The 22,195-nt window shown below is 33.0% G+C and carries 13 protein-coding genes; 9 read left to right on the top strand and 4 right to left on the bottom strand.

Features of this window, described 5'->3' with window-relative positions:
- Positions 1-67 precede the first annotated feature (67 nt).
- From M9897_14110 to folP, 3 genes are read right to left on the bottom strand one after another with little or no spacing between them, the layout of a single operon-like run.
- A complete protein-coding gene (locus M9897_14110) occupies positions 68-1,123 on the bottom strand; it encodes a response regulator (protein ID MCO5270018.1) in 1,056 nt (351 codons plus the stop codon).
- 9 nt (positions 1,124-1,132) lie between these two features.
- Positions 1,133-2,644: a PAS domain-containing sensor histidine kinase gene (locus tag M9897_14105; GenBank protein ID MCO5270017.1), complete on the bottom strand. Its 1,512-nt coding sequence runs from the start codon at positions 2,642-2,644 to the stop codon at positions 1,133-1,135.
- Between the two features lies 1 nt (position 2,645).
- On the bottom strand, positions 2,646-3,509 hold the full coding sequence (gene folP / locus M9897_14100) for a dihydropteroate synthase (protein MCO5270016.1): 864 nt from the start codon (positions 3,507-3,509) through the stop codon (positions 2,646-2,648).
- Positions 3,510-3,529: 20 nt separating this feature from the next.
- On the opposite strand from folP, the gene M9897_14095 reads away from it, so the two are divergent.
- Genes M9897_14095 through M9897_14065 form a run of 7 tightly spaced genes read left to right on the top strand, consistent with a single transcriptional unit; the run spans position 3,530 to position 18,683 of the window.
- Positions 3,530-4,084: a DUF1599 domain-containing protein gene (locus tag M9897_14095; GenBank protein ID MCO5270015.1), complete on the top strand. Its 555-nt coding sequence runs from the start codon at positions 3,530-3,532 to the stop codon at positions 4,082-4,084.
- Complete coding sequence (locus tag M9897_14090; GenBank protein ID MCO5270014.1) at positions 4,077-5,966, top strand: DoxX family protein; 1,890 nt, start codon at positions 4,077-4,079, stop codon at positions 5,964-5,966. The genes M9897_14095 and M9897_14090 overlap by 8 nt, the downstream gene beginning before the upstream one ends.
- Before the next feature lies 1 nt (position 5,967).
- Positions 5,968-6,717, top strand: coding sequence for a triose-phosphate isomerase (gene tpiA, locus M9897_14085; GenBank protein ID MCO5270013.1), 750 nt, complete (start codon positions 5,968-5,970; stop codon positions 6,715-6,717).
- The gene (gene prmA / locus M9897_14080; GenBank protein MCO5270012.1) at positions 6,717-7,556 is read left to right on the top strand and encodes a 50S ribosomal protein L11 methyltransferase; all 840 of its coding nucleotides are present in this window, start codon (positions 6,717-6,719) and stop codon (positions 7,554-7,556) included. Before tpiA ends, prmA begins: the two co-directional genes overlap by 1 nt.
- Positions 7,557-12,155 (top strand): hypothetical protein, encoded by a 4,599-nt coding sequence (locus tag M9897_14075; GenBank protein ID MCO5270011.1) that lies wholly within the window; start codon positions 7,557-7,559, stop codon positions 12,153-12,155. It abuts the gene before it with no gap.
- Positions 12,156-12,163: 8 nt separating this feature from the next.
- Positions 12,164-12,790 (top strand): glycerol-3-phosphate 1-O-acyltransferase PlsY, encoded by a 627-nt coding sequence (plsY, locus tag M9897_14070; GenBank protein MCO5270010.1) that lies wholly within the window; start codon positions 12,164-12,166, stop codon positions 12,788-12,790.
- A gap of 31 nt (positions 12,791-12,821) precedes the next feature.
- The gene (locus M9897_14065) at positions 12,822-18,683 is read left to right on the top strand and encodes a hypothetical protein (protein MCO5270009.1); all 5,862 of its coding nucleotides are present in this window, start codon (positions 12,822-12,824) and stop codon (positions 18,681-18,683) included.
- A gap of 1 nt (position 18,684) precedes the next feature.
- Here M9897_14065 and M9897_14060 read toward each other — a convergent pair whose 3' ends face one another.
- Positions 18,685-19,173 (bottom strand): YkgJ family cysteine cluster protein, encoded by a 489-nt coding sequence (locus tag M9897_14060; GenBank protein MCO5270008.1) that lies wholly within the window; start codon positions 19,171-19,173, stop codon positions 18,685-18,687.
- 134 nt (positions 19,174-19,307) lie between these two features.
- Between M9897_14060 and M9897_14055 the strand changes: the two genes are divergently transcribed.
- Positions 19,308-20,762 carry a hypothetical protein gene (locus M9897_14055; protein MCO5270007.1) on the top strand — a complete coding sequence of 485 codons (1,455 nt, stop codon included), beginning with the start codon at positions 19,308-19,310 and terminating at the stop codon, positions 20,760-20,762.
- Positions 20,752-22,194 carry a GDSL-type esterase/lipase family protein gene (locus tag M9897_14050; protein ID MCO5270006.1) on the top strand — a complete coding sequence of 481 codons (1,443 nt, stop codon included), beginning with the start codon at positions 20,752-20,754 and terminating at the stop codon, positions 22,192-22,194. Before M9897_14055 ends, M9897_14050 begins: the two co-directional genes overlap by 11 nt.
- Position 22,195 lies beyond the last annotated feature (1 nt).

The following is a 22,195-nucleotide window of genomic DNA, read 5'->3' as shown; positions in this document are numbered from 1 at the left end:
TATTATATAATCAACTAATAATCAATAAGATTATTTTTATCAATCTATAGAGAATGCCAAGTATTTGCTAATATTTATAATCTCTTAGAGATTCGTAATCTAAAATAGTGATAAGTGATCCTTTCGTTTTGATATATCCATCCTTTTTAAATTCACTCAAGATTCGAATGACTGATTCCGTAGCTGTACCTACCATACTCGCTAATTCATCGCGCGTAACAACTACCTCAACTCTATCTGCTAAGCCTTTTTTATATTGTGTGTATAATTTAGCAAGCGAATTTGCAACTCTTTTTCTCACCGTATTATAAGCTAAACTAACTAATTCATTTTCCTTATCCACGATGCTGCCAGCCAATAATTTTATGAAATTAACTGACACATCCTTGTCTGATAGAATTAATTTTTCAAATTCATCTTTTTCAACAATAGATACTTTAGCTCCCTCGATTGCAATAGCCGATTCATTATACTTTCCAGGGGACAACAAATCGATATATCCAAAAAATTCTCCAGGTCCATAAATTCCAGTAACCAATTCTTTATCATCTTTAGTTGCTTTAAAACTACGGACATGTCCTTCTTTTATATAATATAAGAAACGAGGTGTGTCTTTCTCCATATATATAGTTTCTCTTCTACCAAACGATTTAATTGACGCTCGTTCTCTTAACTCGTCCAATCCCGTTAAATCGTGCACCGTATCCTTAAAACTCTTCCATTTATCGTCGGCCTCCATAACTGAGTGGAAACGTTGCCTCTTTTTCAAACGAGAGTTAATTGCTTCTATTAATTCCTTTTCTTCAAATGGCTTCGTGATATAATCATCTGCCCCTAAATTCATCCCTTTCCGAAAATCAGAGCGTTCAGATTTAGCAGATAAGAAAATAAAGGGTATTCCACGTGTTTCGGGGAACATACTTAACTGATATAAGACTTCATAGCCATCCAATTCCGGCATCATGATATCACATATAATCAAATCTGGAAGCTCTTTCTTAACAAGCTCCACTCCTTCCCTACCATTAGATGCCTCTACAACACCATATCCTGCCAACTCAAGCATCTCAATGATATTCTCTCTCATCTCGTAGTTATCTTCGATAACCGCAATTTTATTCATCTATTCGTTTTAAATTTTTGATAAAGTTATATAAAAAGTTGTTCCCTCACCTTCTTCAGATTTAAAATTAATTTCACCGTTTAACAAATCCAAATATCGCCGCACTATAATTAATCCTAAACCTGTTCCTTCTATATTAGTAACATTCTCTGCTCTAAAAAATCGTGAGAACAAATTCTTTTGATCTTTAACAGGAATTCCTAGCCCAAAATCCTGAATCGATATTTTAATATCATCTTCATCCCCAATTAGTGTCACGATGATTTCTCCATCTTCTTTTGAATACTTTATCGCATTAGAAAGGAGATTAAGCATTGTATTCTTTAAAAGTTGCCCATCTGTAAAAAAGAGTAGATTATTAGGTCCATTATACTTAATAACCTGATTCACTTTCATGACTGTTGACATTTCATCAAATGTTTCCATTAATATTTCAGCTATATCACAATCACCCATTAGAACGTTTACTTTATCAGCTTCTAACTTTTCAAAGGATAAGAAATCATTTAAGATTGATGTTAGATTATGTACAGAATTTTGAATCTTATCAACATGCTTATCAATTTTTTCGTACCATCCTTTCTCAAGATATTTACGAATTAAACTAGCAGAAGAGTTAATTGTAGTTAAAGGTGTTCTAAATTCATGAGAAGCCATAGATACAAATCGAGACTTCATATCTGCTAATTCTCTTTCTTGATTTAAATTATCTTCTAATTTTTTGGCAACCTCTATCTGTGCAGTGATATTTTTTTCAACTACTAATATCTTATCTATATTTTTAGTATCTTCTGAGAGTGGTACAGCATTTAATAAATAAGTCTGACCACCTACAGTAACCTCAAAATCATTAGAATCACCTTGAAAAACTTTATCCAACTCTTCCTTTACCTGATCTCTGGCACGTTCATCAATCCTACTCAAATAATCTAACCCTATAAGATCTGATGTTTCAATCCCCAATTCATATAATGCCTGTCCCTCAGCAAATAAATATTTATATGAGCTATCGAAGATACTAATTACACCACTTGGGAAATTTCGAGCAATGGATTTATACAATTGCTCACTTTCTCTTAATTTTTTAGTTCTATCTCTTACTTGCTGTTCGAGTGACTCCCTAAGCTTATAGAGATTTTCTTCATTCTCTCTCCTTTCGGTAATATCAGAAATAAGCGTTATTATAAAATTCTTGCCTTCCTCATTTTTCAGTGGAGTTAAACTAATTTGCACAGGGAATTGAGATTTATCTTTCTTTACGCCATCCAATTTAATATTAGCCCCCATTGGTCGAGCTTTAGGCTGATTATTATACATATTCCTGTATTCCTCATGAGCCTTTTTTGCCCCATCAGGGACAAGGACTTCAATGCATTTCCCTATCAATTCTCCTTCTTCATAACCAAACATAGCAGCACTCATCTTATTTGATTCTATGATAATCCCTCTATCATCTACCAATAATAATCCTTCACTAATTGCCTCAAACAACACCTCATATAAATTCCCTTCAAACCCCATCTTATTTTATATTTTGATATTCTGTTATTATTTTAATAGTTTCACGAGCCTCTTTTACGTCATGCACACGTATGATGGAGGTGTTATTTAACAAGGCTATTGTATTGAGCACAGTTGTTCCATTCAATGCAGTTTCCGGGGAACATTCTAAAAATTTATACACCATAGACTTTCTAGATATCCCAACTAATAAAGGACAGTTCAACAATTCTAAATACGAAAGACCTCTCATTAATTCATAGTTTTGTTCTAAATTTTTCGCAAACCCAAAACCTGGATCAATAATTACATCCTTAACACCTAATTCACGAAGGTTTTTTATTGCCTTACTAAGCTCTAAAATAACATCCTGAACAACATCCTCATAATAACATAATGATTGCATATTAGAAGCGTCCCCTCGAGAGTGCATCAGAATATATGGAACATTTAATTCAGCAACAACTTCAAACATCTTACTGTCCATCCTTCCACCATACACATCATTAATTATATGTGCACCACATTCTACAGCCTGCTTTGCCACAGACGAACGGAACGTATCTATGCTTACTAACAAATTTGGGTATTTCTGACGTATTTCCTGAATGACAGGAAGTATTCGTTCTAACTCTTCTTTTTCAGTCATTAAATCTGCACCAGAACGTGTGGAAATTCCACCTACATCAATAATATCAACCCCCTGATCTACCATTATCTTGACACGATTCAGAACAGTATTTACACTATCATTGCGACTTCCTTTATAAAAAGAATCAGGCGTAACATTAATCACTCCCATAACTAATGGAAAAGACAGATCTATTAAATTATCTTTGCAAATAATCTGCTTATTTAATCGATATTTTGTATCTTTCCCCTCCATAATTTATTTATGACAAAAATATGTCAAAAACGGTTGAACAATATACAAAAGTTATTTCCATGTGTCGTGAAATTTTTCAAAAGAAAACGAAAGATTATGGAACTGCATGGCGAATACTAAGAACTAGCTCTCTTACTGATCAAATATTTATCAAGGCTCAACGCATTCGTACGATTCAAGAAACAGGAGAAAACAAAGTGGGGGAAGACATTGAAAATGAGTTTGTTGGTATCATAAATTATTGTGTGATGGCACTTATTCAATTCGAAAATGGCAGTCAGCTTCCTTTAGAAATTGATAGTGAAGTTGTGTTAGATTTCTACAATCAATATACGGATAATGCTTTACAACTCATGGAAAGCAAAAATCATGATTATGGAGAAGCTTGGAGAGATATGCGTGTAACTTCTCTTACCGATCTTATCTTAATGAAACTATTACGAATTAAGCAAATTGAAGACAATCAAGGGAAAACAATTATCAGTGAAGGTATTGACGCCAACTATTATGACATATTAAATTATGCCGTCTTCTCGCTCATTCATTTAACTACAAAACGTACAGAAAATGTCTAGATATAACCGTCCTTCTTTAGCAGGGAAATCTTTAATAATAAATTGTATAGTTATTGCTTTAAATATACTAGGTCTTACTTTCTTGGTCATGGGATATCACCCATCCTTTGTAGAAAGTGCAACTACATATAAATTATTGGGATATGGCTTGATGGGGCTTTCATTAATAACTATTCATTTATTAGAAGGATGGTTTTTATTTGCTCAAATATCCCGCATAATTGTAGGAGGATTGTTTATTGTGTCTGGTTTGATAAAAGCCAATGATCCTATTGGGTTTTCATACAAATTAGAAGAATACTTCGAAGATGGGGCCTTGGCTTATCGTATTAAAGAATGGTTTCATTGGGATACTTTTTCATTAGAATTTCTCATTCAGCATGCGCTTGGACTTAGCGTTATCATTTGTATTTTTGAAATAGTATTAGGGGCATTAATTTTATTAGGTGCTAAATTCAAAACCTCTACTTGGTTAATGCTCTTTATGATGTTGTTTTTCACATTTTTAACTTGGCACACAAAAGAATGTGATCCTACAGCAACATTCACTGATAGAGATACATACGCTTTAAGTGAGCCCATTGCGCAAATTAAAATAGAACAAGCAGCTCATAACGAAAATATTAAAATCGTTTCCAAAACAGCGAATAAGGTAACTATTGAAGAGATAAAGAAAACACAATGTGTAGATGATTGTGGGTGTTTTGGTGATGCCATGAAAGGATCTATTGGTCGTTCACTTACTCCAGCCGAAAGTTATTGGAAAGATATCGTACTACTTTATTTAGTAATTATCTTATTTATTTCTAGAAGAAAAATAGAATTGAACACCCAGAATCAGAATATTATTATGATTGTGTTTGGGCTACTATTCATTAGCTTTTTCTCTTATATTTTCTCTTGGTTTTTCCCTATACTTTTTGGAGGAGTTATATTGCTTGTGGGTGTATGGATAAAACAAGCAGGCGGGAAATATTTTGGGAATGCCTATGGTATCATTCTGAGTTCTACAGCATTGTGCGCTATATTTGTTTCGTATGTTTTATTATATTCTCCGTTGAAAGATTATCGCCCATATCATGTGGGTAGTAATTTGATTGAACGCATGAACGATGGTCGTGAAGGAGTTTATGAAAATTTAATGGTGTACACAAATGTTGAAACAAATAAAGATACAACCATTTCAGCATTAGATGAAAGCACAAAATTTATTTGGGGTGATGCAGAAAAGTGGAAATTCTCTAAACGAGAAACTAAAACCATTATACCTGCTATCCTACCTTCTATTCAACAGTTTGATCCTGCAATTAGTGTAAGTGAATTGAGCGAAACAGAAAGGGAATTTGAACCAATTGCTGAAATATTAGCTAATCATCAAGTTCAATACATTGATCTAATTGAGCGCAGTTCTAATAATCATTATCCAATGTTATTGGAAGATTTTTATTTACCAGATATTGATACAGCTATATATACTGTTGGAGATACTATTTTACAACTCAGTGAAGAGATTGCTGATATTAGCTTAAAAGATTATATTCTTAGTCAAGATCAAATACTGATTGTATTTTGTCGTAATTTCTCCTCTGCCAATTTTGGGCGTATTGATAAACTAAAAGAAATTGCCCAAAAAGCGAAAGAAAATAACATCCCTATGGTAATGATTTCAACAGAATCAATGGATGCCGTAAATGATTTTAGAAAAAGAACAGAGCTGATAATACCGACACTGCAAAATGATGAGACAGAAATCAAAGCCATTACACGTTCTAATCCAACTCTTATGGTTTTAAATAATGGTGTGGTAAAAGGAAAATTCCCATTCAGGTCAACACCTTCTTGGGAATGGTTGATTCAGAATATGTTAAAAATAGAGAAATAGAATGAGAAAGAAGATTGTAGCTGGAAATTGGAAAATGAATCTTACACACGAAGAAGCAATAGAACTTCATTCTGCTATTGAAGCCTCATTATCCAATATCACCTGCGAAGTGTATCATTTTGTACCTTCCATTTACTTAAAATCTATTATCGATCAAAAAAAACAGGTTCAAGTTGGGGCACAAAATGCACATCCACAACCCAAAGGTGCTTTTACGGGTGAGGTGAGCATGCAGCAAATTAAAACACTAGGTAGCAGTGCAGTATTAATAGGTCATTCTGAACGGAGACTTCTTTTTAATGAAACAGATATCTTTCTAAAGGAAAAAGTAGATGCGGCATTACAAAATCAGCTAACTGTATTCTTTTGCTGTGGGGAATCTTTACAACAACGCGAACAAGACGCACATGAAGAAGTCATAGCTCATCAATTAAATAATTCTTTGTTTCATCTATCAGAATCTGATTTTAAAAATATTATCATAGCCTACGAACCTATCTGGGCAATTGGCACAGGGAAAACTGCCACTAGTGAACAAGCTAATGCAATGCATAAACACATTCGAAATCTTATTCAACATAAATATTCTCTAGAAACAGCTGAGGCCACTACTATCTTGTATGGTGGTAGCTGTAATCCTACAAATGCACAAGAGCTTTTTTCAAAATCAGACATTGATGGTGGTTTAATTGGTGGAGCATCTCTTAAATCAACTGACTTTCTTTCGATTATTTCAGTTTACAATGACTAATGGATTACATTCAAGTAAATTTAGATATTAAACCTTTTTCCCCTTGGGCTGAAATCCTTACTCAGGAGTTAGCTGATATTGGTTTTGACAGTTTTATGGAAGAAAATGGGCAGCTTCAAGCATTTATACCCAAAGGGGATTTCAACAAGCGCAAATTAGATGAGTTACTCCACCCGTATTCAAGGAAAGAGATTGAGATTCATTACGAAACTATTGAAATACCTCATCAAAATTGGAATGCAACGTGGGAGGCAGATTATACTCCTATTAAAATTTCAAATGAATTATTAATTAGAGCTCCTTTCCATTCTCAAGATAATTCTTTTAAAATTTCTTTAGAAATACAACCTCAAATGTCATTTGGGACAGGACATCACCCTACCACTTATTTGCTTTGTCAAACACTTTTAGAAATTGACTTTAAAGGAAAATCAGTAGCTGACATAGGTACTGGTACAGGCATTTTAGGGATTTTGGCATCGAAATTGGGTGCAAGAAATGTATTTGGGAATGACATTGATGATTACGCTGTTGAAAATGCAATAGAAAATTGTGAACGTAACAATATTCAGAATTTCAAATTAAAAAAAGGAAGTATTGATGTTGTACCAAACGAAAAATTTGACGTTATAATCGCAAATATTAATCGAAACGTTTTAATGCAACAAATGGAAAATTATTCAAGGTTATGTATAGAGCATGGCACTCTTATCTTGAGTGGCTTCTATGAAGTTGACTGTATCTCACTTATGACTGAGGCTGAGAAAAATGGATTTAGAGCTTCTCAAATCCGTACTTTAGATACTTGGGCCATTTTAAAACTAGAAAAACTTATTTAGATGAAGAGATATGTCTTAATTACTACTGCTTTACTCTTAATTCTTTCTATGAATACTGCATGGGGGCAAATAAAAAGAGATAAATTTTTAAATAATTATATCAAATTAATTAGTGGAGCAACATCAGATAGAGTCCCACTTGAATTTGTAGAAAAAGAATTAGGACCTCTTTTAATGGTGGGAAATCAATTCCCCGAAGATGTATTCCAAAGAATGTCACAGAATATAGATTTACTCATTGAAAACCATCATAAGGTATATCCCGACACATATAATTATGTTACAGCAGTTTATTCCTTTATCAAAAAAGGAAAATTAGATAATAATTATACTACATGGCATGCTTTTGTTGATGATTTAATGAAAAACAGGAATCCTAAAAAGATTGAAACTTTTCTTAGTGAAACAAGTGATTTCCTTTTCCGAAATATTATTATAAATGATCAAAATTTTAAATGGTTTTGTATCGGAGGTGATTTTGAATTAATCAATAAAAAGAATGAACCTTTTATCAACTTCACAAATACCACGCTTATTTGTAAAACAATAAATAGAGGTACATCTAAAAATAAGGAACCTTATTCCGATTCAATAAAAGTCACTCAAACGAATGGAGAGTTGGACATGGGAAAAAGAAAATGGAAAGGAAACAATGGTACTATTAATTGGGAGAAGGTTGGTCTGCCTAAGGATCAAACTTATGCCACTTTTATCAATTACCAAATTTCTTTACGTTCTACTAACCTTACAGCAGATAGTGTAACATTAACCACATCTTTTGTTAATAAAAAAATGTATGGTAAACTCACAGACAGAGCAGTAAAAGGAGCCGTAGGAAAGGAAGGTGACCTTCCTTATCCTCAATTTTTTTCCTATGAGGCTAATTTTGAAATTAAGAATATTGTCCAGGATATTGACTACCGAGGCGGATTTTCATTAGAGGGAAGTGATTTTGTGGGAATTGGAAATAGTAAAACTCCTGCCCAATTAACATACATGAGAAAAGGGGCACCTTTTATTAAAACTAAGTCAGATAGAGTTATCATAAATCCTAAGAAAATATTAACTCCAATGGCTAGCTTTGTTTTATATTTTGGAAATGGTGATTCTATCACACATACGGGACTTAATATTTCCTATGAAAAAGAAAGCGACAAAGTTCTTTTCTCTCGAGGAAGTTCTACCTTATCTCAATCTCCATTTGTGGACTCCTATCATAAGATGGATTTATATGTAGATGAAATAGCTTGGTCAAGAAACTCATCTGAACTTATTCTAGCGTATGACAAAGCGGGTTCTGATCAAAAAAGAAAGGCACGTTTTGAATCTTTTAATTATTATGATGAGCAATTATATCAACGTTTGCAAGGAATGGAATCAATAAATCCATTAAATGCACTTTATAATTATGCATACAAATATGACAAATTTGATATGACAGAAGGAGTTGCTGCTACAGCTTTAAACAGAACTATAGAGCAGGCAAAATCTTTATTAATTGAGCTTTCTACACTAGGGTTCATTACCTACAATTCAGAAAAAGGTATCGTAACCATCTTGGATAAAACCGAACATTTTGTTAAATCTAGATCTAACAAATCAGATTATGATAATATTTCTTTCACATCTAATTTATCCCCTACCCGTATCGACGCTCAAGCTATGAGTACACAAGAACAACAAAATGCTCAAAAGAAAAATCAAGAAAGAACTAAAATCAATGAGTATGGTAAAATAGACTTAAGTTCATTAGACATGAGCGTCAGTGCTGTAGATTTTATCAATATATCAACGAGCAAAAACACTACTATTTTCCCTAATAATTATGAGGTGACTATCAAAAAGAATAGGAATATTGTATTCACTGGATGGATTAACAGTGGAAAATGGGAAATAAAAATCAGTCAAGGAAATTACAGTTATGAGGATAATAAATTCAATATTTTTGACTCTGACATTGCACTCTTCACTGTAAATCCATTTCGTAAAGAAGATGGAGATCAGAAAATTCCTTTACAATCTTCCATAACAGGTCTTAAAGGAGAGTTAAAAATAGATGATGTACTGAATCGTTCTGGAAACAAAAAAGAATTCTATAACTATCCCATACTGGTCTCTAAAGAAAAAACAAAAGTATTCTATGACCAGAAACAATTGTACTTAGGTGCTTATGATAAAGAAAGATTCTATTTTGAGATAGCCCCTTTCACAGTGGATAGTTTAAATTCATTTAGTGAAAAAGCAATCCGTTTTTCTGGAGAATTGGTTTCGGCTGGTATTTTTCCCAAAATTAAAGATGATTTAAAAATAATGGCAGATTATTCCTTAGGTTTCTCAAGAGAATCTCCAAAGGAAGGATACCAATTTTATGGAACAGATGCCAAATATGATAATAAAATATTGTTATCAAATAATGGATTACAAGGGGCTGGTACTATTAATTTCCTAAACTCAACATCTACTTCCAAACGACTTTTTACTTTTTTACCTGACTCTACGGTGGGGATAGCCTCTTTTATAAACAGACCACAAGAAAGTGGGATTCAATATCCCGATGCAGAGGGAGCAGATGTTTTAATTAGTTACAATCCTAGAAAAAAGACATTAAAAGCGCGTTCTGCTGGAGAGCCAATAGTATTCTATAATAAAGAAACTAAATTTACCGGAACAGCTATCATCCGTGAAACAGGAATGAAAGGTCAAGGGATTTTAGCTCTTCAAGGTGCTGAAATGTCTTCAGACAATTTTAAATTCAGTCGTTGGAAAGCTTCTGCTGATACCTCTAATTTTATTCTGAGAAATTCGTATATAAATGAAGAGGAGAAAGAAGATCCACTGGCCTTCAAATCTACAAATCTCAACGGTAATATAGATTTTAAAGAAAGAAAAGGTGTGTTCAAATCAAACGCAGGTGAATCAACGGTAGAATTTCCTGTAAACAAGTATATCTGTAAAATTGATCAATTTACTTGGCTAATGGATAGGGATGAACTTACTTTAGAGAGCAAGAAACATGCACAAGATATAAATATAGAAGGGGATTTAGATTTAGTTGGACCTAACTTCTTTTCTATTCACCCAAAACAAGATTCACTTCAATTCAGATCTGCCAAAGCCAACTATTCTTTAAAAGAAAAAACTATCTATTGTAATCAGGTAGAATTTATTGAAGTAGCAGATGCGCGGATTTATCCTGATAGTCAAAAGGTAGTTATCCATAAAAATGCCCAGATGGAATCTTTTAGTAATGCAAACATTGTTGCTAATTTCATCACTAAATACCACTCAATCACAAACGTAAATGCCACAATAACCGCACGAAGAGCATACAAAGCTTCTGGTGATTATCTCTATGGAACAGAAGACAGCGAGAAACAGCTCATTCATCTAACAGAAATTCGACCAGATTCTTCTTACCAAACAGTTGCTAAAGGAACGATAGAGAAAGATGAAAACTTTAAATTAAGTAAACATTTCGACTTTTATGGCAAGATTTCACTGAAAGCGGCAAACCCATTCTTAGTATTTAATGGAGCCACTAAAGTCAATCATGAATGTGATAAGTTTGAACGAAACTGGATGTCATTCAAAACAGAAATAGATCCAAATAATATTCAAATACCTGTGGCAGAAAAATTATCAGATTTAGAAGGGAATCCTATCTCAGTTGGTATTCTTTGGAGAGAATCTAGAAATACAGATAGTGTAAGCTTATATCCAACATTCTTGAGTTCTGTAAACGGGATCAAAGATCCTGTTGTTATTACTGCAAGTGGCTTTTTGCAATACAATGAATCTGCAGAGGAATATCAAATTGGTAGTAAAGAAAAATTAATAAACCGTGCTGAAAAAGGTAATTTTATTGCTTTACACACACCTACCTGTTCTATGAATGGAGATGGTAAAATTAGCCTAGGTATGGATCTAGATCAATTTCAAACTGAAGCTGTCGGTGTAATTAATTACAACCATTCAACAGATCAAACTGATATGAATATTACCCTAGCTATCAAAGCTCCACTAGACGATAAAACATTTAAAGATTTAGCTGTAAAAATTAAGAATGTAGATGGCTTGAAGGATGCTGATTTTGCTTCTACTACGTTGGAGCAAGCAATTGCGACCTGGATTGACCAGAAAACAGCAGATAAAATCAAATCAGATTACACACTGAAAAAAGAATTTAAAACAGTTCCTAAAGAATTTAAAGATGAGATTATTTTCACAGGAGTAAAACTCCGTTCATTTACGAAATCCGGCGAACAAACTCGGGGATTGATTTCTACTGATTCTGAAATTGCTATTGTAAATATCTTTGGAGAACCTGTCATGAAATATATCCCTATGAAAATATTTACAGAACAACGTTCTAATTTTGGGGATAGATTTGGCATGTTATGGGATGTACCTGGCTTACATTCCTATTTCTATGATTATGATTATAGAAAAGACGGCATTATGAGTATCTTTACAGACGATTCTGAATTTAACGAAGTTGTAATTAATTTAAAACCTTCTCTCAAGAAGACTAATAGATTTATTTATGACATAACAACAAGTTCAGCAGGAAAGATTCATTTTCTACGCGTTTTTAATTAAAATTTGATATGGATTTTATATTATTTGGAATACTGGCTTATTTAATTGGCTCTATCCCTACAGCTGTTTGGATAGGACGTCTAAAATATGGTGTGGATATACGTGAACAAGGCAGCAAAAATGCTGGGGCCACCAATACCTTCCGTGTATTAGGGAAAAAAGCTGGGATTTTTGTGCTAAGTATTGATATTCTTAAAGGATTAGTTGCTGTTTTGCTTCCTTTCATTTTCAATTCGTACGCTTGGAATAATGATCATCTTATTCATCTAAAAATTGTGGCAGGAATCATGGCCGTTGTGGGCCATATATTCCCAATTTATGTTGGCTTTAAAGGTGGAAAAGGGGTGGCTACTTCATTAGGAATAATTATTGGAATACATCCATTAGCCGCTATAGTAATTGCAATGGTTTTTTTGATTGTTTTCATTACTTCAAACTATGTTTCTCTCAGTTCGATATGCGCTGCAACTACCTTTCCTATTGCTGTAAATCTTCTTTTTCACAATGAAAATATGATCCTAGCTATTTTTAGTATTGTAATTGCTTTAACCGTGGTTTCTTTACACCATCAAAATATTAAAAGACTTTTACAAGGAAATGAGAGTAAGATGAACCTTTTTAAGAAAAAATCGTAAACAAATTAAATAAAATGCTACCTGCATAGCAATGCAACTTATACGACATATCATCCTAATTACGATTCTAATTGGAATCTCAATAGGATATACGCAAGAAACTAAGGATGATATTGAAAAGAAAGCACAGGATTATTTTTTAAAAGAACAATATTTAGAGGCTACTCCACTCTTTTTAAGATTATTATCGCTTGAACCAAGGAGTCCTAATTACAATTACAAGTATGGTACTTGTTTGCTATTTAATTCTAATAAAAAGAAAGATGCATTTAAGTATTTGAATTTTGCTGTTCAAAAAGGAAATGATGTAGAAAATGAAGCATATTACTTCCTAGGTAAAGCATACCATTTAACCTATCAATTTGATAAAGCCATTAAAAATTATGAAATCTACAAAAAGAATGCTGGAAGTAAAGCTTTAAAAAAATTACAGGTTGACCACCAAATACAAATGTGTCGAAATGGAAAAGCATTGATGGATAAAGTCAATAATATGGTTATCCTCTCAAAATCTAAAATAGATAAAGATAATTTTTTTAGAATTTATGATCTCAAAAATATTGGAGGAGAATTAATAGTCACCAAAGACTTTCAAACCAAACAAGATGTAAAATATAATCATATCCCTCTCATTCATTTTCCTGCTAAATCAAATGTTGTTTATTATTCAAGTTATGGGGAAAATGGGGATCAAAAGGATATCTATGAACGAAGAAGACTTCCTGGTGGTACTTGGTCTCAACCTCAAAAGATAATGGGAAATGTAAACTCAGAATTCAATGAAGATTTCCCATATATGGATCCTAATCAACGTTATTTATATTTTTCCTCAGAAGGACATACTAGCATGGGAGGTTACGATATTTTTCGCAGTCCATACAATGCTGAAACCAATCTTTTTGGGGAGCCAGAAAATCTTGATTTTCCAATTTCCTCAACTGATAATGATTTTTTTTATATCGTTGATTCACTCTATAAATATGCATATTTCGCTTCTCAACGAGAAACAGAATATAACAAGGTCAATGTTTACAATGTACGTGTTGAACGTTTCCCTATCCAGATCGTAATTTTAAAAGGACAATTTATCTCTGAAATCAATCCCGAAGAAAAGAAATTATCTATAACTGTAAAAGATAATGGCGGTAAAGTAATGGGTGAATTTACGACCTCTGATAAAGGTGATTATTTAATTAATATTCCAAAAGGAGGAAAGTATGAATTCATTATAAAAGTGGGAAACAAGGAACAAATCTATACACAATTCATTGATCTTCCATTCTTAAGCGAATTCAGACCTCTGAAGCAGAGCATCATTGAAACAAAGAAAGATGGAAAAGAAATCATAATTATCAAAAATGAATTTGATGTTGTGCTTGAAAATGCTGCTGAAATCATAGCAGAAGCTATGGATCAAATGTCGAAAATGGATGTGAATAAAGCACAATTTGACTTAGATTCGTTGGATAGATTGCAAGAACAACGTAAAGCACTTGAAAAAACAAATCTATCCGCATTTTCAAACGTAGAAATTCTTGACCTCATTGACACAAAATATAATGATATTAAGCTACGTATCGAAAATACCGAGAAGTTACTTAATCTTACAATGATTGAACTCGATAAAAACAAGACGCTACTCCAAAAAGCAATTACTAAAGCTGATTCTTTACAAAAACTAGCAGACAAGGAAACTGATTTTTCTAAAAAAGAATATTATACACTTCTTGCGCAACAAAGTATAAAAGAAGCAAACGAAATTGAAACAAAAATCAATGCAGGAAAAGAAATTCTAACATACTTAATCCAAATTCAGGAAGATGACACAAAGTTATTGAACACAATTACTCCCATCAATGAACAAGCAAAGAATATAGACCCAAAAAATAATCAATCACTTATGCAATTAGTGGAGAATAATATAAATTTTTTCACCAAAGAACTGCTACAAGAAACTCGTTTAGATGTCTCTACTGAATTAGCAAGCAAAATTGATAAGAATATAGCTGAAAATAGGCAAAAGGATACTGAGATTAAAAAATTAGTTGCTCAACAAAAAGCATTAGAAGAAAAAATAGCTCAGCTAGAAAAAGAATTAGCACGAGCTTCGGGAAAAAATAAAAAGAACTTAGAAATAGAATTAAGTAAGCATTCAAGTCAACTTGAAAATGTGAAAGATGAACTAGCATATCAAGAGAGAAACAATCCAACGACATCATACAGTGAGCAAAAAGAATTTCTAGATGATATACAATCTTCCCAAAGCATGAGTCAAAATACCACTACTCCATCAAAGCTACTCACGGAATTAAATCAACTCACGCAAGAAAAAGAACAAGTTACATCTCGAAATGAAAATACTGCCAAAGCTTTGGGTGTTGATTTAACTACGGAAGTTCCAACAGACATAACTGACAATACTTCAAAGACAGATGTTTCCGAGGACATCATTACTCCAGAAGATATCCTAGAATTTATTGATCCAAATTATTATAATGATATTGATAAATTAGACAAGAATGGAGAAGGTAATATTAAAACTACTCAGGAACTTATTGCTCGAAAACGTAAAACAATTATAAAAATTGAAGATGCTATCATCATTGCAAAACAGAAAAATGAATCACAAAATAAATTAAATGCACTTAATGAATTAAAACAAAATATAGAACAGGAAATTGTCCAACTCGAAACACAAATACAACAACTTCAAGAAACTGCTGCCAATCAAGATAATAAACAGCAAATCATACAAGATAATTTTACTCCTGAATCAATCTTAAAAGAGGTAGATCCTGCATATACTTCAGATATTAAGAAATTAGAAAAAGAAGCTAAAAATGATATCACATCCAAAAACAAATTGATTGAGCGAAAAAGAAAGGCACTTATTGAAATTGGAGATGCTAAAACAGAAGCTATACAGGAGAATGCTTCTCAAAATAAAATCGATGCATTCGACGCTCTTGAAAATAAAATCCAGCAGGAAATTATCCAACTCGAAATTCAAATACAAAAACTTCAAGAAATTGCTGACAATCAAGATAATAGACAGCAAATCATACAAGATAATTTTACTCCTGAATCTATCTTAAAAGAGGTAGATCCAGCATATACTTCAGATATTAAGCAGTTAGAAGAAGAGACTAAAAATGACATCTCGTCTATAAATAATTTGATTGAAAGGAAAAGAAAGGCACTTATTGAAATTGGGGATGCTAAAACAGAAGCTATACAGGAGAATGCTTCTCAAAGTAAGATTGATGCATTCGACGCTCTTGAAAATAAAATCCAGCAGGAAATTATCCAACTTGAAATACAAATACAACAACTTCAAGAAATTGCTGACAATCAGGATGAAAAAGAAGTCAACAAGCAAAATAATAGTCATGACACCAAAGAGTCTATCACTTCTTCAAATGATAAAATCAATCAATTAACTGCCGAGAAAGAAGCAATAGAGAAGCAACAACAGACAAATCCAACTCCAAAAGCAGAGAAAGAAATTCAGAAAATTGAGCAAAAAATTGCTGTAGAGGAAGTAAAAGAAATACTACCTAATATTGCAGATAAGGAGAAAGAATTGAGAGAGCTTAAAGAAGAGATACCAAGTAATTCTTCTGTCCAACCTTTCATCCAACAATCAGATATCGCTATTAATCAATTAGAATATAAGGCGGAAAAAGAAAAAGACCCCATTAAAAAGCGAGATATTCTAAAGGAAATTCAACAAGAACAAGAAAAAGCAATCATCCGTGCTAAGGAAGCTCAACAACAAAATTATATTGAAGAAATTCTAACTGAATCTATTCATGAAAATCACCTTACACAACTAGATCCGGAAACAGTACTCGACAATAAGAATTCGATACGCGAAGAGCAAAAAAATATAGGAATTCATCTACTTGAAATTAACGATCAGATTGATGAAACAGATGCTCTTATTGCGCAAGCAAACAAAAAAGATAAAACTGCATTAGAACAGCAAAAGAATAAATTAATTGAAATAAAGAAAGATCTCAAACAACAATATGACTCAAAAACTGAACAACTCTTAGTCATTGAAGAAAAGGAAGCTAAAGACAAAAACAAAGGAATAGCTGAAGAAGCAATTCAAAATCCAATTACATATAAAGAAGAAGTAGGAATTGCTCTAACTGAAACGTATAAGCAGCTTCTAAAGGAAAACAATAAGCTTACTCAACTCCAATATGAGTTAAAAATAAAAAAAGAAGAATTAAGTAATACACAGGAAGAATTAAAACAAGTAACCGAAATATTAGATAATCAAGCTCTTCCAACAAAAGAAACCAAAGAATCGATACGCAAGTACTTAATTACCATTGGAGATTTAGAAGAAGATATAGAACAACTACGCAAAGAGATAGGCTTACAACAACAAAGAGTCGCTGATATCCTAAATGAACAGATTACAGAAGAAGAAAACAAAAATAAATACGAAAATATGATTGCCCGAGATGTTTTGCCTATTGCAGAAGCTCCAAGCTTACCAACAATTGCAATGGGACTCATCTTAAATGAAAAAGGGAATAGCAGCTACACTGACACAAACCCTATTCCAATTGATTTAGAAAAGCCTAAAGGACTTATTTTCAGGGTGCAGATAGGTGCATTTAATAAACCTGTAGCAAACGAAACTTTTAAAGAATTCTCCCCTATTTCAGCAGAAACAGCACGTCCGGGGTTATTACGCTATATGGCAGGTTACTTTAATTCAAAAAGTAGTGCTGAGCAAGCCAGAGATAAAATTAGAGTAATGGGTTATTCAGATGCATTTATAGTTGCCTATTGTGATGGAGAACGCATCCCTGTTTGGCGTGCTATGGAATTATTACAGGCTGGAGCATGTGTTCCTTCAATTTCTGCCCCAGAGAATATAATAGTAGAAACGAATAATCAACAAACTACAGGAAATGCTGTGTCTTTCACAAAAGAACTAGATGAAATGGCATACAACAAGGCTCCTGGTGCAGCTCCTGCCGATGTCGCCGAATCAAAAATGGGACTTTATTTTACTGTCCAAGTAGGTGTTTACAACCGACCCGTACCTGCTGCACAATTATTTAATATAACACCACTTATAACTATGAGACTAGAAAATGGCCAAATCCGCTATTCTTCAGGTATATACAATTCGTTCGAAGAAGCCAGACCTCATCAGCAGGAAGTAATTCAAAAAGGTATTGACGATGCCTTCATTACTGCCTATTATCAAGGAAAACGTATCTCTGTTCAACAGGCTAGAGAGTTATTGAAAGAAAAAGGAGAAAGCATCTTAGAACTTAATAATCCAACCATAATGGAACGTAATGAGATTGTTAATAAACCTACTCCAGATCCTACTATTCAGGAAGAGAAAACTCCATTCTTAGCCAATAAGAATACACAAATCATCTGGAAATCTATACAAGAATATAGCTCCTTTCCTACTCAAATTTTGAATCGTTATAATGCAGATGAAGAACTATTTTATTATGATTCAATCACAAAACATGTGTATAGTCTAATACGAACAGCAGAAATGAAAGCGCCTCTTTATAAAGAAGAATTTGAACCGATTGAACTCTATAAAAATATATATACCGTAACTAATAAGAATGGTATTCTTCCAAAGGATGCTATCTCATCATCAGATAAAAATGGTTTACTACTAAATATTCAAATCCCATCAGAGAATTTAAACTCAGACATCATTGAAACCATAATTAATGCGCCATTCTATAAGAGTATTACTATTTCTCAAAATCAGATAGCCATTAATTTCTTTGCCCTAGAAACTGGAAATAATAAGAGTGCATTACATCACCTTGCTTACTATTTACAAAAACTAGGAGTAGAAACCGTTACCTTTAGTACAATAAATGGGAAATAAACTATTTCTTAGTAGTTTTTGAAATATTCTCAAAGATGCGACTAACTGCAGGACAGACACGGGTATTTCGTACAGTTAAATCCATAATCTGATACATCTTTTTACGATTTGTATGTGGATATTCCCTACAAGCCAATGGTCTATCTTCATAAACACTGCACTTATTATCTGCTTGTAGAAAGGGACATGGAGATGATTGAAGTACATAATCATTATCCTCATCAATTCTCAAGTATTTCTCAATAAAGGCTGCAGGTTTTGTATGTAATCTCTTAGATAAACGTTGAATATCTATGTCTCGAAAGATAGGGCTAGTTGTTTTACAACAATTTGCGCATGCTAAGCAATCTATTTCTTGAAATACCGATTCATGCTGTTCATGGAAAAGATTATCCAAGTCCTTTTCCTTCATACGTTTTAATTGGTTACCCAATTTTTTATATGCATTTTTATTAGATTTAGCTCTATCTATATCCTTTTGATATTCCATAATACAAAAGTAATTTTTTTCATTAACTTATCTACTAGACCGTTTATCATCTTTCTAACCTGTGAATTACTCTGTCAATAACATTTTTCATATATCTAAACTTAGATACTATCTAAATAGGTATTTTTGTTTTCGTGCGTAAAAACTATAGTCCCTTTCATATTATCTTATTTATCACAATCTGTCTGAGTATCTTAGGAGGAATCTCTCTGCTCGTGCCTTCTGGAAAACTGAAAATAGCAGGATATGATTTTCGCTTTATCTCTCAAAACAAATTACATAAGATAGATACTAGGAAAAAAGTTGATCTGAAAGATATTGTAGTAGATATTGATACTACCATCATAGACAATACTGATTCCATCGATACAACTATTAAAGTTCTCAACTTTAATATAAATGTTTCTCAACATTTGGAATACAACAATACGGCTAAAGAAACTTTTAAAACCTTTTTTACACAACTTCATTTAGCTAATAGCAAAAAAGTAAGGATTCTCCATTACGGAGATTCACAAATTGAAGGAGACAGATTTACTTCATTTCTTCGGCAACGCTTACAAGAACAATTTGGAGGTTATGGTCCTGGGTTTATTCCTGCAGTCAACACTATCAATTCTATGAGTTTTACGCAAACTTATTCTCCTAATTTTATTCGCTATACAAACTATGGAGGAGGAGCTCTAAAACAATCGAGCAACTATGGAATTTTAAATACAGTCGGAAGATTCACTCCAGAAGATACCATTAAATCTGTTGTTAAAAATGATTCTATAAAATCATTACCTCCATCAAAAGCATGGGTCGAAATCATTCCTGGAAAAGTAGCTTTTGGAAGATCTAAGGTATTTACAAATATTTACATGCACTATACAGATGCCTATACAAAGTGCCTAGTTAAGGTATTTGTAAATGGAGAAAATATACGAAATGATTCACTCATTAGCGATGGCAAATACCATATTTATACCTTAAACTTAGCTACAACACCTGAAAATGTTCGCTTTGAATTTGAAGCAGTTACTAGCCCAACTTTCTTAGGATATTCCCTAGAGGGAGGAAATGGAATCCTAGTGGATAATATTGCGATGCGGGGTTCTAGCGGTACTTTCTTTGGAAAAATTAATCAAGGATTAGCCAAACGAATATATGATGAGCAGAATGTAGATTTGTTTATTATGCAATTTGGCGGGAATTCAGTTCCATACATTAAAGACTCTACAGATGCCGCCAACATGGCCAGTTTCTTTAAAGGTCAATTGCAAGTTATTAAACGTTTAAGACCCAATGCCGCTATTATTGTAATTGGCCCTAGCGATATGTCAACTCTCGTCGAAGGTGAATACACTACTTATCCTATACTTCCTTATTACATTGAATGTATGAAAAAAAGGACTAAAGAGGTAGGTGGCGCGTATTTTGATTTATATGAAGCTATGGGAGGAAAGGATGCTATGGTTGCTTGGGTAGAAAATGACTTAGCTGCAAATGATTATATCCACTTCTCTGTAAAAGGAGCTAAAATCGCAGCGCAAAAGTTTTACGATGCCTTTATGGCTGCCTATACTAAAATAATGAATGACAAATAAGCCAATGAAATACTTTATACTATACATATTATGCATACTGATTCATACCACTTCCACTTGGAGTCAAGATACAATTCGGGTAGATAAGACAGATTCTATCACCTATTACCATATTCAGAATTACCAAGCTTTAGACAAATACATAAATGATACTTTTTTTGGCATATTAGATTCTTCCAAATACAGTAAGCTCAATTTTATTCAATTTGGGAATAATCATTTTCAGTTCTACACACCAAATAGCCCCAGTTTTGAACGACTCTTCTTCGAATTACGCCAAATGGTTAAAAATAATGACCGAAAACTCAATTTTTACCATATTGGAGGCTCACATGTTCAAGCAGATATATACACAAATGATGTTCGGAATTATCTACAAACATATTGGGCAAAATTACCAGGCGAAAGAAATTGGGTATTCCCATATAATTTAGCTAAGACAAACAATCCATCTAGCTATACATTCACCTCTGACAATAACTGGGAAGGGCATCGAAGTGTTATCCGAAAAGACACCACTAAATACGGTCTTATGGGGATGGCAATTCACAGTAACGACACGCTTATAAAAATGGACTTTAGATATCGTAAAACAGAGAGCCAACCTCCTATTCAACATGTTCGGATTTATCACAATAAAGGAGTGCTACCATATAATATAAAACTAGAGAGTGAAGGAATATCCATACTCAATCAAATCAGAGACGAGTCTTTGGGAACAACAGATTTATACTTATCAGGAGAAACTAACACCTTCCATTTAGAATTTTCTCGAATCATCGATTCAACATCCTATAAAACAGATACTATCCGAACTGCTGAAGATACAACTTTTGTTTGTGAACTAATTCCAAACCCTCTTTACCTATATGGATTTCAATTACTTAACAATAGACCTGGTATTTCATATAATACAATTGGAGTAAATGGAGCTGGTTTATACAATTATTTGGACAATGTTTATTTAGATGAACAACTCAAACAAAGCCCCCCTGATTTATTTGTTTTCTCTGTAGGAACCAATGATGCCAACGTAACCTACGATCAATTTAAACCTGAGACTTACAAATCAAACCTAAAAAAAATGATGCAAAAGGTGCTCGCTGCCAATCCAAATTGCGCTATTCTTTTGACAGTTCCCAATGATGCTTATTATTATAGAAAATATCCAAATAAAAATGTAGCTAGGGAACGAACTGTAATTATTGAATTGGCAAAGGAATATCAAATTCCTGTGTGGGATTTATATGGAATTATGGGTGAACTTGGTGCTTCTAAAACATGGAGACTAAATGGTCTAATGAAATCTGATTATATTCATTTTACGAGTGAAGGGTATCATTTAAAAGGAAATATGCTGATAGAATCTTTCTTAAAATGGATACACCAAATGGAAGAATATCAGGATAATTCAATATTAAAACAAAACTAAG

The sequence above is a fragment of the Brumimicrobium sp. genome (assembly GCA_023957385.1).
In the GTDB taxonomy this organism is placed as follows: Bacteria; Bacteroidota; Bacteroidia; order Flavobacteriales_D; family Crocinitomicaceae; genus Brumimicrobium.
The sequence above is the reverse complement of the archived record's forward strand: the minus strand, read 5'-3'. Positions and strand labels throughout refer to the sequence as shown.